This is a genomic window from Occallatibacter riparius, from assembly GCF_025264625.1.
Taxonomy (GTDB): domain Bacteria; phylum Acidobacteriota; class Terriglobia; order Terriglobales; family Acidobacteriaceae; genus Telmatobacter; species Telmatobacter riparius.
Genome location: NZ_CP093313.1, coordinates 2,851,693 through 2,871,686 on the forward strand (window position 1 = coordinate 2,851,693; position 19,994 = coordinate 2,871,686).

The 19,994-nt window shown below is 60.1% G+C and carries 19 protein-coding genes; 8 read left to right on the forward strand and 11 right to left on the reverse strand.

Annotated elements, in window-relative coordinates; genetic code table 11:
* Nucleotides 1-233 precede the first annotated feature (233 nt).
* Nucleotides 234-974, forward strand: a complete 741-nt coding sequence (locus tag MOP44_RS11560) for a copper homeostasis protein CutC (RefSeq protein WP_260796189.1) — start codon at nt 234-236, stop codon at nt 972-974.
* Between the two features lie 153 nt (nt 975-1,127).
* On the opposite strand, the gene MOP44_RS11565 is transcribed toward MOP44_RS11560, so the two are convergent.
* Together MOP44_RS11565 and MOP44_RS11570 are read right to left on the reverse strand one after the other, a co-directional pair.
* Nucleotides 1,128-2,018 (reverse strand): hypothetical protein, encoded by an 891-nt coding sequence (locus MOP44_RS11565; protein ID WP_260796190.1) that lies wholly within the window; start codon nt 2,016-2,018, stop codon nt 1,128-1,130.
* 531 nt (nt 2,019-2,549) lie between these two features.
* Nucleotides 2,550-4,235, reverse strand: a complete 1,686-nt coding sequence (locus MOP44_RS11570) for an N-acyl-D-amino-acid deacylase family protein (protein ID WP_260796191.1) — start codon at nt 4,233-4,235, stop codon at nt 2,550-2,552.
* Nucleotides 4,236-4,381: 146 nt separating this feature from the next.
* Between MOP44_RS11570 and MOP44_RS11575 the strand changes: the two genes are divergently transcribed.
* From MOP44_RS11575 to MOP44_RS11595, 5 genes are all read left to right on the forward strand, one after another.
* A complete protein-coding gene (locus MOP44_RS11575; protein WP_260796192.1) occupies nt 4,382-4,906 on the forward strand; it encodes a YciE/YciF ferroxidase family protein in 525 nt (174 codons plus the stop codon).
* A gap of 197 nt (nt 4,907-5,103) precedes the next feature.
* Nucleotides 5,104-6,015, forward strand: a complete 912-nt coding sequence (gene ku / locus MOP44_RS11580; protein WP_260796193.1) for a non-homologous end joining protein Ku — start codon at nt 5,104-5,106, stop codon at nt 6,013-6,015.
* A gap of 269 nt (nt 6,016-6,284) precedes the next feature.
* A complete protein-coding gene (gene treY / locus MOP44_RS11585; RefSeq protein WP_260796194.1) occupies nt 6,285-8,951 on the forward strand; it encodes a malto-oligosyltrehalose synthase in 2,667 nt (888 codons plus the stop codon).
* Between the two features lie 3 nt (nt 8,952-8,954).
* Nucleotides 8,955-10,691: a malto-oligosyltrehalose trehalohydrolase gene (treZ, locus tag MOP44_RS11590; protein ID WP_260796195.1), complete on the forward strand. Its 1,737-nt coding sequence runs from the start codon at nt 8,955-8,957 to the stop codon at nt 10,689-10,691.
* A gap of 158 nt (nt 10,692-10,849) precedes the next feature.
* Nucleotides 10,850-11,203, forward strand: a complete 354-nt coding sequence (locus tag MOP44_RS11595; RefSeq protein ID WP_260796196.1) for a hypothetical protein — start codon at nt 10,850-10,852, stop codon at nt 11,201-11,203.
* 62 nt (nt 11,204-11,265) lie between these two features.
* Here the strand turns inward: MOP44_RS11595 and MOP44_RS11600 are convergent, their stop codons facing one another.
* Entirely contained in the window at nt 11,266-12,573 is a 1,308-nt protein-coding gene (locus MOP44_RS11600) for a PQQ-dependent sugar dehydrogenase (RefSeq protein WP_260796197.1), read from the reverse strand.
* 167 nt (nt 12,574-12,740) lie between these two features.
* Nucleotides 12,741-13,715 carry a hypothetical protein gene (locus tag MOP44_RS11605; RefSeq protein ID WP_260796637.1) on the reverse strand — a complete coding sequence of 325 codons (975 nt, stop codon included), beginning with the start codon at nt 13,713-13,715 and terminating at the stop codon, nt 12,741-12,743.
* Here MOP44_RS11605 and MOP44_RS11610 point away from each other — a divergent pair.
* Entirely contained in the window at nt 13,699-13,845 is a 147-nt protein-coding gene (locus MOP44_RS11610; protein ID WP_260796731.1) for a hypothetical protein, read from the forward strand. The genes MOP44_RS11605 and MOP44_RS11610 overlap by 17 nt on opposite strands.
* A 394-nt stretch (nt 13,846-14,239) precedes the next feature.
* Here MOP44_RS11610 and MOP44_RS11615 read toward each other — a convergent pair whose 3' ends face one another.
* The 7 genes from MOP44_RS11615 to MOP44_RS11645 form a co-directional block, all read right to left on the reverse strand.
* Nucleotides 14,240-14,515: a hypothetical protein gene (locus MOP44_RS11615; RefSeq protein WP_260796198.1), complete on the reverse strand. Its 276-nt coding sequence runs from the start codon at nt 14,513-14,515 to the stop codon at nt 14,240-14,242.
* Between the two features lie 199 nt (nt 14,516-14,714).
* Entirely contained in the window at nt 14,715-14,996 is a 282-nt protein-coding gene (locus MOP44_RS11620) for a hypothetical protein (RefSeq protein ID WP_260796199.1), read from the reverse strand.
* A 378-nt stretch (nt 14,997-15,374) separates the two neighbouring features.
* The gene (locus MOP44_RS11625) at nt 15,375-15,908 is read right to left on the reverse strand and encodes a YciE/YciF ferroxidase family protein (protein ID WP_260796200.1); all 534 of its coding nucleotides are present in this window, start codon (nt 15,906-15,908) and stop codon (nt 15,375-15,377) included.
* A 176-nt stretch (nt 15,909-16,084) separates the two neighbouring features.
* A complete protein-coding gene (locus MOP44_RS11630) occupies nt 16,085-16,402 on the reverse strand; it encodes a hypothetical protein (RefSeq protein ID WP_260796201.1) in 318 nt (105 codons plus the stop codon).
* Between the two features lie 88 nt (nt 16,403-16,490).
* A complete protein-coding gene (locus MOP44_RS11635; RefSeq protein ID WP_260796202.1) occupies nt 16,491-16,883 on the reverse strand; it encodes a hypothetical protein in 393 nt (130 codons plus the stop codon).
* A gap of 86 nt (nt 16,884-16,969) precedes the next feature.
* Complete coding sequence (locus MOP44_RS11640; protein WP_260796203.1) at nt 16,970-17,407, reverse strand: hypothetical protein; 438 nt, start codon at nt 17,405-17,407, stop codon at nt 16,970-16,972.
* A 76-nt stretch (nt 17,408-17,483) separates the two neighbouring features.
* Complete coding sequence (locus MOP44_RS11645) at nt 17,484-18,044, reverse strand: hypothetical protein (protein ID WP_260796204.1); 561 nt, start codon at nt 18,042-18,044, stop codon at nt 17,484-17,486.
* 276 nt (nt 18,045-18,320) lie between these two features.
* Between MOP44_RS11645 and MOP44_RS11650 the strand changes: the two genes are divergently transcribed.
* Complete coding sequence (locus MOP44_RS11650) at nt 18,321-19,982, forward strand: CTP synthase (RefSeq protein ID WP_260796205.1); 1,662 nt, start codon at nt 18,321-18,323, stop codon at nt 19,980-19,982.
* The last annotated feature ends 12 nt before the right edge of the window (nt 19,983-19,994 follow it).

Consider the following 19,994-nt stretch of genomic DNA (forward strand, 5'->3'; position numbering starts at 1 on the left):
CTCCCCGAATCGTGCCCCGCAAAACTTTGCGCTCGACCGGTGGATCAGGATGTGCCGGGAATCACAGGCGGTTGTGACAGGGGACGGTAATTCCTATTTCGAACCCAGTTTCTATTCAAACCGGTGGCCCGAAACTTGATCACAACGGGAATTTTTGATCATTTCATTGCATGTTTGCATTGCATATGGCACTCTTTAGGAAACAGACCCGAAACGGCGATAGAGCGGATTCGATGCCCATTTTGAACCCTATATTTGAGTTGTGCGCACCTGGCTTGGAAGCCGCTATCGCCGCTGAGCGGGGCGGCGCAGATCGCATTGAATTGTGCTCCAACCTGCCCGTGGGAGGCGTCACTCCCGACACTGTCCTGCTCGAATCAGTGCTCGGGGCTATCTCAATTCCGGTGCACGTTCTGATCCGCCCGCGGGCAGGCGATTTTGTCTACTCCCGGGAGGAGTTTGCCGAGATGCGGCATCAGGTCGAGGCCGCGAAGGCAGCGGGGGCCGGTGGAGTGGCTATCGGTATCCTGATTCCCGATGGCCGTGTGGATGTGAGCAGAACTCGCGAACTGGCGGAGTTAGCACGTCCGATGAGCGTCACATTTCATCGGGGCTTTGATGAGGCGGCAGATCTGGACGAAGCGTTGGAAGCGGTGATCGAGACGGGAGCGGATCTACTGCTGACTTCAGGCGGAGCGGAGAACGTGATGGCCGGCGTGGACGCGATCGCTCGCATCCGCCGGCAGGCCGGAACTCGGCTCGAGATCATGGCCGGCCGCGGGCTCCGCCTTGAAAACCTATCCGAGATAGTTCTTCGCACTGGCGTCTCATGCGTTCACGGCTCGCTCACGCCGACGCCTGTCGGCAATGGCAACGGGTCCTACGCCAAGCAGCTTGAAGAAAATGTTCGTCAGGCGGTGCGCCTGCTGCGCGATGCCTGTTTGGATCGGCCGATCACCGCCGCCGCGGGATAATGTATTTCCTGAGTCGCCGTATCCGGGACCTACGCGATCGAATCGACGCGACCTCAAGGAGCGGCGACCCTGCACAAAATAGGCGAGGACACAGTAACTCAGGAAATGCCGTAAACCAGCGCGGCAGCGGGTGCACCCCGGGCAAAGGTTTGCTTACTGAGGAGTTACGGTCAGCTTCTTGCGTGCCGGCGGCTGGGCCGCGGCCGTCGCGACGATGCCGCTGTCGGGATTGGCGGCGGGCGCGGAGGCGGCATCGTTCGCAGCTTGCATCGAGGCCAGCTCAGCCTTGCCATACTTGGGCGCGCTTACGTAGCCGTGGATGTGGTCTTTGCTGATGCCGTTGATCACGATCTCCACTGGCTGAGGGCTGTCCGGCGTGTAGAACATCGACGGCTGGTAGAGATTGATGTGCTTCTGCGACAGGTTGCGGTCGTCGACAATCAGTTCCATGTCAGCGTACTGGTGCTTGACGTTGGCCTTCTTGAGGCGGAGGCCGAGCGGTCCTTTGTGCTGGAAGTCCTTAGATTTGTTGATGTCGAATTCGATGTAATTGCGCTCACCGCGTTTCTGGAGGAGGACCAGTTCCTCGTGCGTGTGGGCGATGGAGCCGGTCAGCTCGGTGCGGGTGTTGACCAGGTCACCTTGCGTGCCGGCGAGGGCATTCTGGGTGTCCTGAATGGCTTTGCCCTGGGCATCGAGCTGGGCCTGTAGCTTCTTATAGCGGGATTCCTGGTGGACGCCTGCGGACGGGCGCTTCGCGGAAGGACGCGCAGGTTGGGCAGCCGGAGCGGCTTCAGGAGCGGCCGCGGGCTGGGTGTCGGCGCGGGCGACCAGCATATTGACCTTGCTGGTGAGGTCGGTGAGCTCCTTCTTGGTGTCGTTCAGTTGAGACGTGGTTTGCTGATTCTTGTCGGCTAGAGCTTTGGCGGTGTTGTGCTCATGGATGGCGTATCCGCCGAGGGAGCCGCCAAGGACGACAGCGGCAGCAGTGATTGCAATCTTCTTAGTGGCGAGCGAGGCCGGCGAAGCAGAGAACTCGAACATGGTTCCTCCGTGGGAGAACGAGGACGTTCTTCAACTCAGGAGAAAGCACGTAACGGACCAGATGAGCGACTTGGAGCTAAGTTATTGACCCTGGGAGGCTTGATTGTGATTCGCCGTGAGGGGCGGAGGACGGAAAGGTTGCTTTGCAGGTAAAAGTTACCTGGATCAGAGGAGCTGTCTGGGAGCAGTTTTCAAAAAGGCGTCCGGCCGGGGTTTGCGAAGGCAGGAGCTGCTGTTTCGGGCTGTTTACTACGGAGTAACTTTCGTGTTTTGAGGCTCAAAATAGGCCTATGAGATTTTGTATATAGTCAAGTTATTTTGAATGAATAAATTAGCTAAAATTTTTGCCCAAAAAGCGAAGATTAGGAGAAGCCAAAACAGGGGGGAGGGGTAGCTAATTTTCTAGTAAACTTTGGCTCAGACTGCAAAGGGCTATGCTCCTGGACAAGAGCACAACCCATGCTGAGACGGTAGCGCGTGCCGGGAACCTGAGTCGGTGATGGTTGTCACGCTTCGCCAACTTCGCCGGACTCACGGCTCATAGCCCGGCCCGCGGAGCACTTTGCCAGGGAGCGCGTTCGTCATTACGCCGTTGGCGATCACAGGGACGCCGTTGACCAGCACGAAGTCCATGCCTTGCGAGAGCTGGTTGGGCTGCTCGAAGGTGGCCATGTCCTTAATCGTCGCGGGGTCGAAGATCACGATGTCGGCTGCCATGCCGGCTTTAAGCACGCCGCGGTCAGTGAAGTGCATGCGCTGGGCGGGAAGCGCGCTGAACTTGCGGATGGCATCTTCAAGGCTGAGGGCGTGCTCCTCGCGGACATACTTGCGGAGGATGCGGGGGAAGGTGCCGTAGGCACGGGGGTGGGGGTGCTCGCTGCCGAGAAGGCCTTCGGTCGAGGTGCCCTGCGAGTCGTTATCGACGGAAACCCAGGGCTGCTGGAGGGCTAGCTTCACGTCCGGCTCGGACATGCCGAAGACGGCTACCTCGGTGAATGCCTTGTCTTTAATAAGGATGTCGCAGAGGGCGTCGATGGGGTCTTCGTGCCATTGCTCCGCGACTTCGCTCAGCCGCTTGCCCTGGAGTGGGCGCAGGTCAGGATTCTGCACGACGGCGATGAGGATGTCCTTGGGGCTGGAGATTTCCTGCCATTCGTTGTCCCAGTCGCCTTTGGGGTCGAGCATGTCCTTGCGTATGCGGGCGCGGGTGGCTGGGTCCTTGAGGCGCTCGACGAGCCTGGCGTCGCCGCCATCGTGGGCCCAGGGCGGAATGAAGGCGGAAAAGGAGTTGAACCAGGCGGTGTAGGCGTAGGTGTTGGCGGAGATGTCGACGCCGGCATCGCGGGCGGCTTGGATCTGCGCGACGATCTGCGGCATCTTGCCCCAGTTGTTCTTGCCGGCAGCCTTGAGATGCCAGATCTCTACTGGGATGTGGCCTTCTCTCCCGATGCGGAGGGCTTCGTCGATGGCGGCGGGCTCCGCGTCGCCTTCGCTGCGCATGTGGGTGGCGTAAATGCCGCCGCGCCGGCCGGCGGTGAAGGCCAGGGCGATGAGCTCGTCGGTCTGGGCGTAGGGGGCGGGTGCGTATTGCAGAGACGTGGAGACGCCGACGGCGCCGTCCTTCATGGCCTGGTCAACGAGGGACTGCATCTCGGCTAGCTGGCTCTGCGTGGGCTGAATGTCGGCATCGCCGAGCACCATGCGGCGGACGCTGGTGGCACCTACGTAGCTGGCGAGGTTGATGCCCATGCCCTGCTTCTCAATCCGGGCGAAGTATTGGCGGAAGGTGGTCCAATCGGGATTGATCTTGAGGTGCTCGTAGCCGGCACGGTCGGCGGCGATCATCTGCGCGTTCAGGGGCGCAGCGGATTCGCCTTCTCCGGTGACCTCGGTGGTGATGCCCTGGAAGATCTTCGAAGGCAGGTGCGGGTCGACGAGGATGCTCATCTCCGACTGGCCGAGCATGTCGATGAAGCCAGGGGCGACCACCTGGCCGTGAGCGTCGATGGTGCGGGCGCGCGGGGTCCGCTCGAGATTGCCGATGGCGGCGATGCGGCCGGCGCGGATTCCGATCTCGCCGGAGTACCAGGGCGAGCCGGTGCCGTCGATGATGTGGCCGTTGGTGATGACGATGTCGAACGGCGCGGCAGGCTGGCTTTGGGCGGAAGCGGCGAGGGGTGCCAGCAGAAGGGCGGCGGCGAGTATCGGTGCGCGCATAGGCCTCGTGTGCATGGAATTGGCGTTGAACGGCGTGGGTGCATCGTAACACCGGTTACGCGCTGGAAGGAAAACACAAAGCGTACGGAAGCAGTGCAAGTTGCATCTGACTCAGCGTTGAGAAGTGCAGATCGCGAGGTGAAACGATGAAGTGGGTATCAGCGGATTTCCAGAACTTGCGCGACTTGTGGATCAACCAGCTTCGGGTGCTGCTTTCGGCCGAGGAGCAGATTGTCCGCGCGCTGCCTGACATGGTTACGCATGCGACTGATGAGCAACTGAGGGGCGCGTTCCGGTCGCACCTGCAGGAGACGGAAGAGCATATCAGGCGGCTGGAGCAGATTCTGGCTGCCCAGAAGAGTGTTGACGCAAAGATTGAGAGCACCGGCCCGGAGAAGTGCAAGGCGATTGCGGCACTCAGGGGAGAGGCCGAGGACATGTTTGTGGATGCGCGCGACGCGTGGGTGCGGGATGCCGCCCTGATTTCGGCAGCGCAGCACGTGGAGCACTATGAGATCGCCTCGTATGGAACGGTGCGGCAATGGGCCATGCTGCTGGGCGAGACCGCGGCGGCCGAGCTGCTGGACAGGACGGCGAAGGAAGAAGGACATGCGGACCATCTGCTGACCGAGATCGCGGAGAGGGTGAACACGAAGGCCAAAGCCGCCTAACCACCTGCGGCCACCTGCGGTGGGGCCACCTGCGGCTTCGCCGCCAGCCGTACCGAATCGAGAGTTGTGGCTCGAATCCTCGCGCCAGAAAGAAGGCGCGAGGATTTCCGGGCAGACTTAGCACCAGTGTGCGAGCCCGCGCGGGGGCAACTTCGTGTGAGGGGCGGGAATCTGACTGAAAGAGAAGGAGATTCTGGGTGGCGCGTCCGTTCTGGTCGGGGCAGATTCAGATATCGCTGGTGTCGTTTGGCGTGAAGCTGTTTCCGGCGACGGAGGCGAAGAGCGAAATCCATTTTCACCAGATCAGCAAGAAGACGGGCGAGCGGGTTCGGCACCAGAAGGTGTCGGGCGGCGCAAGCGGCGACGAAGAGCCGGTGGAGAAGGACGACATCGTCAAGGGCTACGAGTACAGCAAGGGTGAGTACGTGCAGATCGATCCGAAGGAGATTGCCAACCTTCGGATTCCTTCGCGGCGCACGCTGGAACTGCAGCAGTTTGTTGATTTGAAGGACCTGGATCCCGCGTACTTCGAAAAGCCATACTTCGTGACACCTGAGAACGAGTCGCAGGCCGAGGCGTTCGCAACGGTGCGCAAGGCCCTGGCTGACACGCACAAGGCGGGTTTGGGCAAGATCGCGATGAGCGGCCGCGAGCATGTGATTGCGATCAGTGCGCCGGAAGACGATTCGCTGCCCGGTTTGATGGGATACGAGCTGCGATACGCCGAGGAACTGCGCAAACCCGAAGAGTACTTCGCGGACATCAAGACTCAAAAGATAAGCGAGGAGTCGCTGGATCTGGCGAAGGAACTCATCAAGCGCAAGAGCGGCAAGTTCGAGATGGAGAAGTTCAAGGACGAGTACGAGGCGGCGCTGCGCGCGATGATTGAAGCGAAGATGAAGAATGTGCCGCTGCCGAAGGAAGAGAAGCCGGCGAAGCGCGGCAAGGTGATTGACCTGATGGACGCGCTGCGGGCCAGCATTGGCGAAGGCGGGAAGAAGCCTCCGGCGCATGAGTCAGCGGGGCATGGCAAGGCAAAGAGCAAGGTTGCGGTGATGCCGCGGCGTGGGGCGAAGAAGAGCTCTGAGAAGCGACGGAAATCCGCGTAAGAGATCAGATATGGCATAGATACTCAGGGCTGTTTAATCTGCACAATCGAATCGAGCAGGATTTCTCCCCGCTGAAGCTTTCGAGTGTCGTTTGCCGTTTTCTAACATCCAACGAGTTAGAAAGCGACTTTCTCCCGATCTGGGAAGGAAAAGCTCAGTGTGAAGCAAGGGCTGTTGGGCTGACTCGATTTCTCATTGACAGATGAAATTTAAGTTGTGGGGCTGACTGAGTGCCGTTGCTCCATGTGTCTCTTGAACCAGGTGATTGCATGCGACGCGTTCCACATTCGACTTACCGGCTGCAGTTGAACAAGCAGTTTACGTTCGACGATGCGGCTGCTATAGCAAGTTATCTAAAGGATCTCGGCGTCACGCACGTCTATTGCTCGCCGTATCTGCAGGCTGCTCCGGGAAGCATGCATGGGTACGACGTGGTTGATCACGAGAAGGTGAATGAAGAATTGGGCGGCGACCGGGGGCACCGGCGGTTCTGCGAGCGGTTGCGCGAGTTTGGCCTGGGGCAGGTGCTCGACATCGTCCCGAACCACATGGCGCTTGGCCGGCGGAATCGCTACTGGATGGATGTGCTGGAGAACGGGCCATCGAGCCGGTATGCGTCGTGGTTCGATATTGACTGGAACTCGGACGAGGTGAAGCTCAAGAACAAGGTGCTGATTCCTGTGCTTGGCGATCAGTACGGAAAGGTTCTTGCCTCGGGTGATATCCGGGTCGAGCAGCAGGGCGAGACGTTTTGCTTGCGCTACTTTGATCACTCGTGGCCAGTTGCGCCCGGTTCGCTGGCCAGCATTGTGCAGTTAGCGGCGAAGTTTCTTTCCGAGGACACGCTGGGATTCATTGCCGACAGTCTCGCCAGGTTGCCATCTCCGGATTCGAATGACCCAGCGCTGGTGCAGGAGCGGCAGCGCGACAAAGACGTCATCTACGCGCTGCTGGGCCGTGCGTGCTCCGAGAAGAAGGAAGTTTGTGAGGCAATCTCGAAGGCTGTCGATGCGATCAATGCGGACGTCGATCTCCTGGACGATCTGCTGAATCAGCAGTTTTACCGGTTGGCATACTGGCGCACGGCGGACCAGGAACTAGGTTATCGGCGGTTCTTCGACGTCAATACGCTGATCGGACTGCGCATGGAACGGCAGCATGTGTTCGACGCGACGCACGCGCGCATTCTGGAGTGGGTGCAAGATGGGGTGCTGGATGGTATTCGCGTGGATCATCCAGACGGGCTGCGCGATCCGCAGCAATATTTCGATCGTTTGCGGGCGAAGGCGGGGGACGCGTGGATCATCGGCGAAAAGATTCTTGAGCCAGGCGAGTGGTTGCGCGAGAGCTGGCCGATTGACGGCACCAGCGGCTACGACTTCATGAACGTGTGCAACAGCCTGCTGGCGCATCCGGAGGGGCTGCGTGAGTTCGGCGCGATCTACCGGGATTTCACAGGACGCGCGCAGAGCTTCGACGACATGGTTCACGACAAGAAGCTCACCGTGGAGCAGGAGGCGCTGGGGAGCGATGTGAATCGGCTGGCGAGCCTGTTTGTCGAGATATGCGAAGGCAATCGCGACCGGCGCGACTACACCAGGGCGGAGATTCGACGCGCCATTCGCGAGGTGGCCGCGTGCTTCTCCATCTATCGGACTTATGTGGTGGCGGAGCGGAACGAGATCACCGAGGAGGATCGCCGCGAGATCGAGCGTGCAGTGAATTGTGCCAAGCAATACCGCCAGGACATTGATGCGGGCCTGTTCGACTTCATGGGAGATGTGTTGTCGCTGCGGTATCGCGGCGCACTGGAGAGCGAGTTTCTGCTGCGGTTTCAGCAGTTCACGTCGCCGGTGATGGCAAAGGGTGTGGAGGATACGGCGTTCTACTGCTTCAACCGTATGATCGGGTTGAATGAGGTGGGCGGCGCGCCGGCGACGGATGGAATGAGCGTTGAGCAGTTTCACGACTACTGCGCGCACATGCAGGCTACGCATCCGCTGAGCATGACCACGCTTGCGACGCATGATACGAAACGAGGCGACGATGTGCGCGCGCGGCTGGCGGCATTGACGGAGATTCCGGCGCGGTGGAAAAGCGCGCTGCAGCGCTGGGGCAGGATGAATGCGAAGCTCAAGACGAATGCATTGCCGGATCGCAATACGGAGTATTTCCTTTATCAGACGATGATCGGCGCGTGGTCGATCTCAGAGGAGCGCCTGCAGGCCTACATGCTGAAAGCTGTCCGCGAAGCAAAGGAGCAGACAAGCTGGACACAGCAGAACAAGGAATTCGAAGAGGCGTTGCAGGCGTTTATCGGCCAACTCTACAAGTCGGGCGAATTCATAGCGGATCTCGATGCGCTGGTGAGGCGCGTGGATCGCGCAGGGCATGTCAACAGCCTGGCGCAGACTCTGCTGCATTTCACCGCGCCTGGGGTTCCGGACACTTATCAGGGCGGGGAGCTTTGGGATTATCGGCTCGTTGATCCTGATAACCGCACGCCTGTGGACTATGATCTGCGGCAGAGAATGCTGAATGAGCTGAAGTCCGGCATGCCGGCGAGCGAGATCATGCGGTGTGAAGACACCGGCTTGCCCAAGTTGTGGGTCGTTCATAAAGCGCTGATGCTTCGGCGCGAGCATCCGGAGTGGTTTGGGGCTGAAGCTACATATGAGCCGCTGGCGGTGAGCGGCCCGAAGGCTGCGCACGCGGTGGCCTATCTGCGGGCAGGACGGGTGGCGACGCTGGTTCCGCGATGGCCGGTTAAGCTGGGCGAGAGCTGGGCGGGGACGACGCTCGCGCTTCCGGAAGGAAGATGGACAAGTCTGCTCACGGGCGACGTAATTGAGGGCGGCCGTTCACGCGGCAATTTGCGCATCCAAGCGCTGTTGCGGGATTTTCCCGTTGCACTTCTGGTGAGGAACGCGGAGTAAGGCATGCACAGGTTTAAGGTTTGGGCGCCGCTGGCGAACAAGATGTTGGTAGAAGCTGACGGCGTGCGCGCAGCAATGCAGGGGCCCGATAAACACGGGTGGTGGACGGCCGATGTTGAGGCTGCGGGGCCGGGCACGAAGTACGGATTCGTGATTGACGATGATGCGCGGGCGTATCCCGATCCGCGTTCGCTGTGGCAGCCCGATGGCGTGCACGGATTGTCGCGCGTCTACGATCAGCATGCTTTTGCGTGGAGCGATGCGGGATTCGAAGCGCCGCCGCTGGCGAGCGCGATTGTCTATGAGCTGCACATCGGCACGTTCACCCAGGAAGGCACGCTCGACGCAGCGATCGGAAAGCTGGATGCGCTGAAGGAACTGGGCATCACGCATGTTGAACTGATGCCGGTGAATGCGTTTGCCGGGCATCATGGATGGGGCTATGACGGGGTCGCGCTGTTTGCGGTATATGAGCCCTATGGAGGGCCGGATGCGCTGAAGCGCTTTGTGGACGCGGCCCATGCGAAGGGACTCGCGGTGCTGCTCGATGTGGTCTACAACCACTTTGGGCCTGTGGGGAATTACACGGGCAAGTACGGCCCCTATGTAACGGAGGCGCACCACACGCCGTGGGGCGGCGCTGTAAATCTGGAAGGCCCATGGTCGCACGAGGTCCGCCGGTTCTTCCTCGACAACGCGCTGATGTGGATGCGGGATTTCCATATCGACGGATTGCGTCTGGACGCGGTGCATGCGTACGTTGATCGCTCTGCTATTCATTTCCTGGAGCAACTCGCGTTTGAGACGGAGGCTCTCGAAGCCGAGACGGGGCGCCAGTTGGTACTGATCGCGGAGAGCGATCTGAACGATCCGCGTTTCGTGAGCCCGCACGAGGCCGGCGGCTACGGGATGGACGCTCAGTGGAGCGATGACTTCCATCATGCGCTGTTTACCGTGCTCCTTCCCGGGCAGGGGGGATACTATGACGATTTTGGAAGCATGGGGCAGCTGAAGAAAGCGCTCGAGGAGACGTTTGTCTACGACGGCGTGTGCTCCAAACACCGCAGACGTGTGCATGGCAAGCCGGCCCGGCATCTCTCGCAGCACAAGTTCCTGGGCTTCATTCAGAATCACGATCAGATCGGAAACCGCGCGGTGGGCGATCGTGTCCACGAAGCTGCAGGCTTCGCGCGTGCGAAGGTGGCGGCAGCGCTGGTAATGACCGCGCCGTTTGTCCCGATGATCTTCCAGGGCGAAGAGTGGGCGGCATCTTCGCCGTTCCAGTACTTCGCGGACCACGATGACCCCAAGATGGCGCGGATGGTTTCAGAGGGCCGCAAGCGCGAGTTTGCGGCATTCGGATGGGACCCGAAAGATGTGCCCGATCCGGAGAAGAAGGAGACGTTCGAGCGTTCCAAGCTCAAGTGGGATGAGATCGCGCAAGGGCAGCACGCAGAGATGCTGGCGTGGTATCGCAACCTGATCCGGACGCGGCGCACAACGCCGGATCTGAACGTCGGTCACCCTGGGAACACAAGGGTCGTATGCAGCGAGGAAGGGAAGTGGTTGGAGATGCGGCGGGGTGCTGTTCGCGTCTTCTGTAATCTGGGAGACGGAGCGCGGAGTTTCACCGTCCGCTCTGGGGCGAGAGTCCTGGTGCACTCGGGAAAACAGACCGAGTTGCAGGATCAAGCGCTGCTGGTCGGAGCCGATGGAGTGGCGGTTGTTCTGGAGGAATAAGGACTTCCGCCGAGCAAACATGCGCAAAATTGCACCAGATACAACTTACCGTTAACACCCGCATCCTACCTTCCAGAGACAAGAACCCTATCGAGTGGTTCGGCTTTCGTTTGTCTATTTCGGGGTCGTAAGGTTCCTCGTAAATTCTGGATTTGTATATGGCTGCATCCACGGTGAATATCGCTGATTTCCGCTGCCGCGATCTGAAAGCCCGCTTCGGGCATGCGCAGTCGGGCTTTGAGAACCCCAACGGACTTGAGCTTGTCGAGTCTGCGCCGGCCGCCGACGAGAGCGAGGCCGAACTCGTCGAGGAGAATCCGGGCGTTCTGGACATCAGCGTTGCGCGTGACAATCCGCGGATGCGTCAGCGTTTCGTTCTACACGCTGCGACGGCTTCGCGCCATCGGTCAAACCTGGTCCGGTTCAACGAGCCGCACGTTACTGTGATGAAGGTCAATGCGGTGCGCGCCCTTGAGAGCTCTGACGACTACGATTTCCCTCCGGCTGCGTAGAGCGCCGGAAGAAAGCAAAGGCCGCTGATCCACTGGATCAGCGGCCTTTTTCACGTGTGGCCCTACTTGCCGACGTAGCTCACATGCCAGATGGAGCGGGTGCCGTCATCGGAGACGAAGAGGCTGCCGTCTTTTGCGACGGTGACGCCGACTGGGCGTCCCCATACGTTGCCGTCGCCGAGGGTGAAGCCAGTGAGGAAGTCCTCGTACTCGCCGGTAGCCTTGCCGTTCTTCATCGGGATCCGAATCACCTCATAGCCTGTACGCTGCGCGCGGTTCCATGAGCCGTGTTCAGCGGCGAAAGCATCGCCTTTGAATTCGGCGGGGAACTGCGAGCCCTCGTAGAAGGTCATTTCCAGCGAAGCCATGTGCGGGTTTACCAGCACGTCGGGCGTGATCACCTTCGATTGCAGCTCCGGGTGCTTGCCTTTGTGCCGCGGATCCTGCACCCCGCCCTTGGTCCCCATCCAGTAGTAGGGCCATCCATAGAAGCCGCCCTCTTTGATGTGGGTCACGTAGTCGGGAACCAGGTTGTTGCCGATGGCGTCGCGCTCGTTCGTGGAGCACCAGAGCTGGCCGGTGGTGGGATTGATGGCCTCACCGACGCAGTTGCGGATGCCGTAGGCGTACACCTTCACGAACTTGCCGTCGGGGGTGAACTCGAGCACGTCGGCTCGATCCTTCTCTTCGGGATGGGTATCGGGGTCGTCGACATTGGAGTGCGAGCCCACGGAGGCGAACAGCTTCGTGCCGTCCTTGGAGAAGACCAGATCGCGTGTCCAGTGGCCGCCGCCGCGGAGGCGTCCGCCACCGGGGAGGTCGGCCAGCTTCACCATGGGGCCGGTCGCTTTGAGATCGCCGTTGTGATACGGGAAGCGAATGATGGCATCGGTGTCGCCAACCAAGATGTACTGCGGGTTGTCGCCATTGGGGTAGAAGGCGATGCCGAATGGCTGATGCAGGCCTTCGGCGAAGACGGAGGTTTGCTGCGGATGGCCGTCCTTGTCGACGCCGCGGAAGACACGGATCTTGCCGGTCTCCGACTCGGCCAGGAAGATGTCGCCGTTGGGCGCGGTGCGGAGCAGCCGTGGATTGTCGAGGTTGGTCGCGTAGAGCTCGACCTTGAAGCCCTTGGGCGCCTGCGGCCAGGCATTTGGCGGCCGGGGAACCATGTTTGTGCCGTTGTCGACCGACTCATCGGGTTTGGGGCCGGGCAAATCAGCGGTGGTCAGATGACGGCGCGTCCCGGGAGACTCGTGTGCCGCGTCGGTGAAGGCGTTCTGGCCGGTGAGGACTTTTTTCTGTTCGGGCTGGCTGAAGGCGGCGGAAGAAATCAGGAGTACAGCAATGGGGACACAAAGGCGATGCATGCGTGACCTCGGGGTAAATGTTCTCTTCAGGCGCGGAACGGGGAAAACTCGCCTGTGTTTTGACGATAGCGCAGGCGTTCGCGCCGCGGAAACTGCTCACGCGTAAAGATTTGAGTGTTGGAGAGGGATCAAGATTGGCGTCGGAGATGGGGAGGGGGGAGGGCTTACTAATGCTGAGATGGCGGCTCTTCAGAGGAGGTTGTCTGTTCCTGGGAAATATTCTTTCCGGCGGCGAGAGAGGCGAAGAATGAGGGTGGCAGGGCGGCTTTGATGACCACCCGGTTGTGGCTCTGGGAGATTTCGGCAGTCTTGAGCAGGTCCTTGAGGCCCCGGTTGGCCGGATTGTCGTTCAGAGGCGCGGTAGCACCTTTGGCGAGATCAACCAAGGTTGAAATGGCCGCTGACTGAGACGCTGCTGCGTCCTCACTCGGGGCAATCTCCTCCACGCGCACCTTAAGCGCTCCGGCGAGGGGCAGTTCCGGCGCAACGCTGGCGATGATGGTGGAGTCCGACTGGATGGGAAGCTGCAGTCCGAAGACCTGGATAGCGCCGCTTTCGTTGAAGGGAAGACCGATCTGGCCCACGCCCCAGGCTAGCGAGAGCAGCGGTACCTCGTGGTAATGGTGAGTCAGAAGCGTGGATCCGGAGAAGGGAAGCGCCGCGGTGCGATGACGGTCGACTATGGAGTGGATTTGCTCAGTGGTGGGCGCGTTGGAAACCGCCACCATGTCATAGCCGATCTGAGCGACGCGAACGGTGCGGCCTTCGGACGGTATGGAGTAGATGGTCTTGCCGCCGTAGGAGTCCTGGGCGGTGGCGTGCGATGCCAGCCAAGCTCGGAGTTTGGGGCCGGTCAGCTTGCCCACCAGGACCATTGAATAGGCGACCTGGCCGTTGGGTCCGTTGGGATCGGGCATGCGATGCAGGGCAACGGCGGCCTGGTCGAGGTCGCGTTCCCAGTCGATGCCGGTTGCGTCAATGAACTGCTGGTACTCGGGATCGTGGGGTGCCGGCTTCCATTCCTTGCGGAAGAACGTACGGACGGGACGGAGGTCTACATAGACGATGCCGTCGGATTCAGGGAGCAGGCGCGCAGCTTCAGGAGGGGCCTTGGAGCGGAGAAAGATGGCCACCGCCAGCATGATCAAGACTGCGGCTACCACTAACAGCGTTCTTCGCGTGCGTCGTTTCATTGCGGTCGGCAAACCGAACCCGGCGGTCGGCAAAAAGCCGATGCAGCCGGAACGGGCGCACTCTCTCAAGGGCCGTTAGAACTAACCTAACATCCTTCACCCGGACTGATTCGATGGCAGGCCGCACACAAATGAAGGTGAGCCCGCCGGGCAATGACCCGGGCGGGCTCTTTTGGTGCGCGTGCGAAATAAGAGTCGGGAAGCTGGAAGGAAGACGGATGGTGTTGCAGGTTTATGCGCGCTGGCTGAGGTAAAGGAAGTGTGATGCGGTCTGGGGCGCCAAGCGACCGGAACGCCTGGTGGAGGAAAGCTGGTTGGATACTGGGCGAAGTTTCGAAACGGGGATGCAGGCAAGATAGCCGGGCTGGGAAGTTCCTGCCAGGTCGACCTCGCGGCGCTCACTGTTGCAGGCAATCACGATGTAAATGCCTTCGTGGCCCTCGACCGCGACGCGATCGCGAAGCCGGGGGAGATCATGCAGCGGGGGAATCGCTGAATCCATCAAGCTTGGCCTCTTTCTCATCACTTGATTCTGTTTTCGGTGGCAGAACGATGCGAACACTGGAGGTTGGGAAGCGTTCGATGCGGCCAGGTTTCCGCACCGGAAGCAACTGCAAAGATTGGGAATTGCGGTCAACTTCAACTACGACAAACTCACCGTCGCGTCCTTCGACGAAGACATGTTCGCCCACTTCAAACGAATACCCCTGAGCTGTTTGTGAGGGCGTGCCGCGGAGATGAACCTTCATGATGATGCACCCAGGTTCTGATTTAGATGATGGCTCAAAAACTGAGAGTTGCACAATCGTCCGACAGATTGATGTGGCGCCTAAAAGGTCTTTCGTGACGGTGGTTCGTACCACAATCTGAGTTGATGCACCTGACACCGGGGGCGACTTCCGCCGTAAGGGGCGAGCATGGAACAGCGAACAGGGTCAGGGGGGAATATTACGAAGCCTGCTCGGAGAGCTGCGCGTTGTCGATGGCTTGAGAAGTGTCACCGGTCTGGGATGCGGCCGATTCCACTGCGCTGAGCAGCGCCAGGGGAACTCCCGCCTGCACCTTGCGCACGGCGCCCTGCCGCAGCAGGTCGGCCAGGTGGCGGATCTTATCGACGCGAAGAATAAGGAAGACTTCTTCACGGCCGTCGATGCGGACGTGCTGACCTGCTCGAAGCGCGTTTTTGGGAACGGCGGAAGCTTGCGGACCCTTACGTCTGCCAACCGACAAAGCTAATGTATCTACACTGCCATCGAAAGTGTTAAACACGTAAAACCCCGGGGGAGAGAGTCATCAGTACAAAATTCGATGCTGAGGGTCAGACCCGGGGTTGTGCCGGGGCACCGCAGGGGCAGATCGGCCACGGCTGGCCAGATGTGTCACTGGAATGGGGTGCTCCCGGCGATTTGGGTCGTGTTTCGGCGGCGCGAGTCCATAGTTGAGTCAGCCGAAACGGTCTTTTAGCGAAGGATTGTCGATAGAGCTACCTCCGTGGGCTGGATGCCCGGTTCCTCGGTTGACCATGGGCGGAGTGCGCGATTCCATGACGCCCTCCGCAGAAATCCGCGAATTCTCCCGCGGATTAAACTCGTGCTCTTTTGCCCACGCTCAGGCGACGGAGCGGGATCGCACGGCCGGGGTGTCGGCGCCCTCCAGGTTCACACGGCCGGCGATTTCGGTGAGGACAGCGTCGGCGTTCTCCTCCTCGGCTTCAATGGATTCGAGAAGCGCCGCGTCTTCATCGTGGCCGAGGATTTCGGCCCAGCGGCGCAGGGTTCCATACACGGCAATTTCGTGGTGTTCCACCTGCTGGGCGGCACCGATGAGGGCGATGTCGCGGATGGTGGGATCAGTCGCATCCTTTATGGTGTCTGAGGCCTCGGTGGAGAGGCCGTTGATGACCTTGCAGGTTTCAGTGGCGGCTTCGCCGATGTGGTTGCGCAGAATGCTTTCCACGGTGGATACGTGCCCCTGCGTTTCGTCCAGGTGCAGGCGGAAGGCATTGGCGAGTTCAGGGTCACTGGCGCTCTCAATCAGCTCGGGCAGCGATTTGGCGATCTTCTGCTCCATGTCGAGCGCCTTTTTGAGATTGCTGATGTAGAGGCTGCGTAGATCTTCAATGTGGGCTGAGAATAGCTTCATCGTTCCATCTCCTCCGCAACGAATGAGGGTCGCGAGCTCGACGCCCGCTCGCCTTCATGCTGTGAGAAAGGCGGACGCGAAAGCAGGTTGCCCTGCGACTTGTTTGCGCGAAAGAAGAAGGCCCGGCGCGCGCGAAGGGAGTTGCGCATTGTCACCGGGCCGACGGTATGAAAGGGCTATTGAATGGAGCTGACGGTGATCGTGTTCTGCTTCAGTTCACCCTGCACGGTTACATGCTTTCCGGCGAGCTTACTCACGTCGTCGGCTTTGCCAGCGAGCGTGTAGACCTTTTTGTCGGTTATGAGCACGTAGGCGGATCCGGCCTTGATGCAGGCCTTGATGCAGTCCGCGTCGGATTTGCCGGGCATCATGTGCTTCTTCTCGCACATGGAATCGCTGATGGTTCCTTCAAACGTCTGAGTGGCGGCGCGCGCGATCGGCGAGATGACAGAGAAGCCTGCAGCAATCATCAGGGCAGCAGTAATGGTCTTCATGGAATTCTCCTGTGGGTTCGAATTGATTTCTTCGGTCGAAGGGAGGCACCGCCGGCCAGAGGGGTCCGGCGGTGCGGGAGCGACGATATTACTGGCCTTCAGTGGATGCCACTTGTGCCAGCCGCTCCTGATCGCGGGCGAGCCTGTCAGCGTCCTGAGCGCGCCGGGTGAGCGATTTGAACAGGAAGTCGCAGTGGTTCACGGTACCGAAGTGCGCCTTGTCATTGTTGGTGGCGCTATTGGCCATGAATTCAGCCAGCATTTTGGCGTGCACCTGGGCCTGGGCGCGATACTCCTGCGCCTTCAGTTCGTAGTAGTTGGCAATGCGCTCGTGATCGGCGGATGTCTTGGCGTTTGCAACCAGCGCGTTGAGCTGCTTTGCGGAGAGGTGCTCGGTGGCGAGCTGGCTTACAGGCGTTTGCGCGGATACGAAAAGGGCGGCAAACAGAACGGCGGAAACGATGAAAAGATTGCGGAACATGATGATTCTCCTTGCGAATCGGGGCTGAGAGTAGAGGCACGCCGGGGCGGGAGCCCAGGCAGAACTCGGCAGTCCGCAAGGAGGATTTAGATGCGAAACACCTGGAAGAGGACACCGCGATCCACGGGCGCGCGGTCGCCAAACGCAGGATGAAGCGAAACGCTGCCAGCACGTGTCGACACCGGCGGCGTGAAGGCGGGAAGAGAGACAAAGACCGGAATTCCGTCTTCCAGGGTGTGCTGCCCGGCGATCAATGCTTCTCGCGTGATGACGACCGTCGACGGCAACGGCTGCCCGCATCCGGAGTTGGCGGGCAGCGCCTCCATCATGCTGCTGCAGCTCATGCCTGAGTGCATCGAGGCGCCGTGGATCATGCCCGGCATATCCGGCATGTCGCCGCAGCACGCGGCGGGGCAAGTACTGCCTGAACATGCCCCCAGGCTGCAAGACAGATACCCAAGGGCCGGCTGCGCCACCATGAGGACTGCGGCGAAAAGCACGACGAACTGGGCAAGCCGTTTCATGAAACTGAAGCAAGTATGGTCGTCACCGTGGATTCAGCATGTGATCCCTATCACCATACTTGCCCAGTGCCACTGACTATTTCTGCGGTTTGACTTCCGTAACGGGAGTTGCGCCCTGTCCATGGGGCTCGAGGCGGAAGGTATCACCCTTCTTGTCGTAGGTAACCTTGGCGGCCGCGACCAGCTTGCCCGTTCCCTCGCCCTTGGAGTCGACTGTGACCTGGAGGAACGCCAGCGGATATCCCGTGGACACGCCCCGCTGCTTCATCTCGAAGCCCGACATGCGGCGCGCGGAGATCATGGTGATAACGGTCTTGTCGCCGTTCTGCCACTTCTCGGCCACTGCGATCTGGTTGCCAGTGTTGCCCACCGTGCTGATGCGGCCGGCGTCCAGTTTCAGCAACTCCTCAACCAGGGCATCCTGACCCTTGTCCTTGAGAATGCTGCCGAGACGCTTGATATCGTCCTGTGAGGCCCAGGTGGTGATGGTGAAGTTCAACTGCACCTGCTGAGCGCCGGTGCTGCCAGCGGTTTGGGCAATCGCGGTGTACGACTCGTTCTGCGCTTTAGCGTCGCGGCCGGCGAGGGATAGCGCCAGGCATAGAACTGCGGAGAATGTCAGCATCTTCTTGGACATACGAACCCCTCCAGGATCTTTGGCTGGCGCAACGGTAAATCGGTTTGTGTGTGTCCGGAACGCGTATTTTTGCCAGTCTGTAAAGCGGCGTCCGAGGAGCGTCGAGCAACGCTGGATCAAAGCATCCGACAGGTTACGGAGAGTTAGGCGAGTTGTTTGTTTTTTTGCACTTTTCCCGGTGCAATCGTTATTTCCTTCCACACCCCGGTTCTGTCATACTTGATTGTGCCCACCAGGTATTCCCAAGCCCAACATTTAAGTGAAGAGGTTGCATCGATGTCGGCAAAGTATGTCTTTGTGACGGGTGGAGTTGTGTCCAGTTTAGGCAAGGGTCTTGCGGCCGCTTCGATCGGCTGCCTGCTCGAGAGCCGCGGCCTCCGCGTGAACATGATGAAGTTCGATCCGTACCTCAACGTCGATCCGGGGACCATGTCGCCATTCCAGCACGGCGAGGTTTTTGTGACCGACGATGGCGCGGAGACGGACCTCGACTTGGGACATTACGAGCGCTTCACGCACGCGCCTCTCTCGCGTGACAACAACCTGACCACGGGGCGCATTTACGAGCAGATCATTCTGAAGGAGCGGCGCGGGGATTATCTCGGCAAGACCGTGCAGGTCATTCCGCACGTGACGAACGAAATCAAGAACGCGATGCGCAAGGTCTCGGCGAACGGGGCGGACGTGACGATCGTGGAAATCGGCGGCACGGTGGGCGATATCGAATCGCTGCCGTTCCTGGAAGCCATTCGCCAAATGCGGCAGGAACTCGGCCGTGAGAATACGGTTTTCGTGCATCTGACGCTGGTTCCGTGGATCGCAGCCGCGCAGGAGCTGAAGACCAAGCCGACGCAGCACTCGGTGAAGGAACTGCTGAGCATCGGGATTCAGGCGGATGTGCTGCTCTGCCGCAGCGATCGTAACCTGGGGCGCGAGATGAGACAAAAGATCGCCGCGTTCTGCAACGTCGAAGAGAAGGCTGTGATCGGTGCGACGACGGTGCCTTCGATTTATGAAGTTCCGCTGAACTTTGCGGCGGAAGGGCTCGATAGCCTGATCCTCAAGTATCTGCACAAGTGTGCCCCTGAAGCTGACCTGAGCCGGTGGAAGGATCTTGCGCACCGCGTGCATCACCCCAAGGACGATGTGAACATCGCCATCGTGGGCAAGTACGTGGAGTACGAGGACAGCTATAAGTCTCTGAAGGAAGCCCTGACCCATGGGGCGATGTCGCAGAACCTGAAACTGAATATCACCTGGATCGAGGCCGAAGGGTTGGAATCGAAGACGCCGGAGGATCGCAGCTTCGAAGAGCAGCTCGCCGGCTACGACGGTATTCTTGTTCCGGGCGGGTTTGGCAAGCGCGGCATCGAGGGGATGCTCAATGCCATTCGCTATGCACGTGAGAAGCAGGTGCCCTATTTCGGGATTTGCCTGGGCATGCAGACGGCGTGCATTGAATTCGCGCGCAACGTGTGCGGCTTGAAGGATGCCAACTCGAGCGAGTTCGACCCCGCCACCCAGCATCGCGTTATTTACAAGCTGCGCGAGCTGCTGGGCGTGGAAGAGATGGGCGGAACAATGCGGCTGGGCGCCTGGACCTGCATCATGCAGGAAGGTTCGCTGGCTTCAACCGCTTACGGCGGCGCTACTGAAATCAGCGAGCGCCACCGCCATCGCTATGAGTTCAACCGCGAGTATGAGGCGCTGCTGACGGGAGCAGGACTGCGGATCAGCGGGTCGACGCCGGACCAGACTTACGTCGAAATCGTCGAAATTCCGGGGCATCCATACTTCCTGGGCTGCCAGTTCCACCCCGAGTTCAAGTCGAAGCCGCTGGAGCCGCATCCGCTGTTCCGGGAGTTCATTGTGGCCAGCTACAAGAACCGCGGCGCGCGGCAGGAGCAGGGCACACTGGCGATCGAGACGATTCAGTAGCGGCCTGTGTGG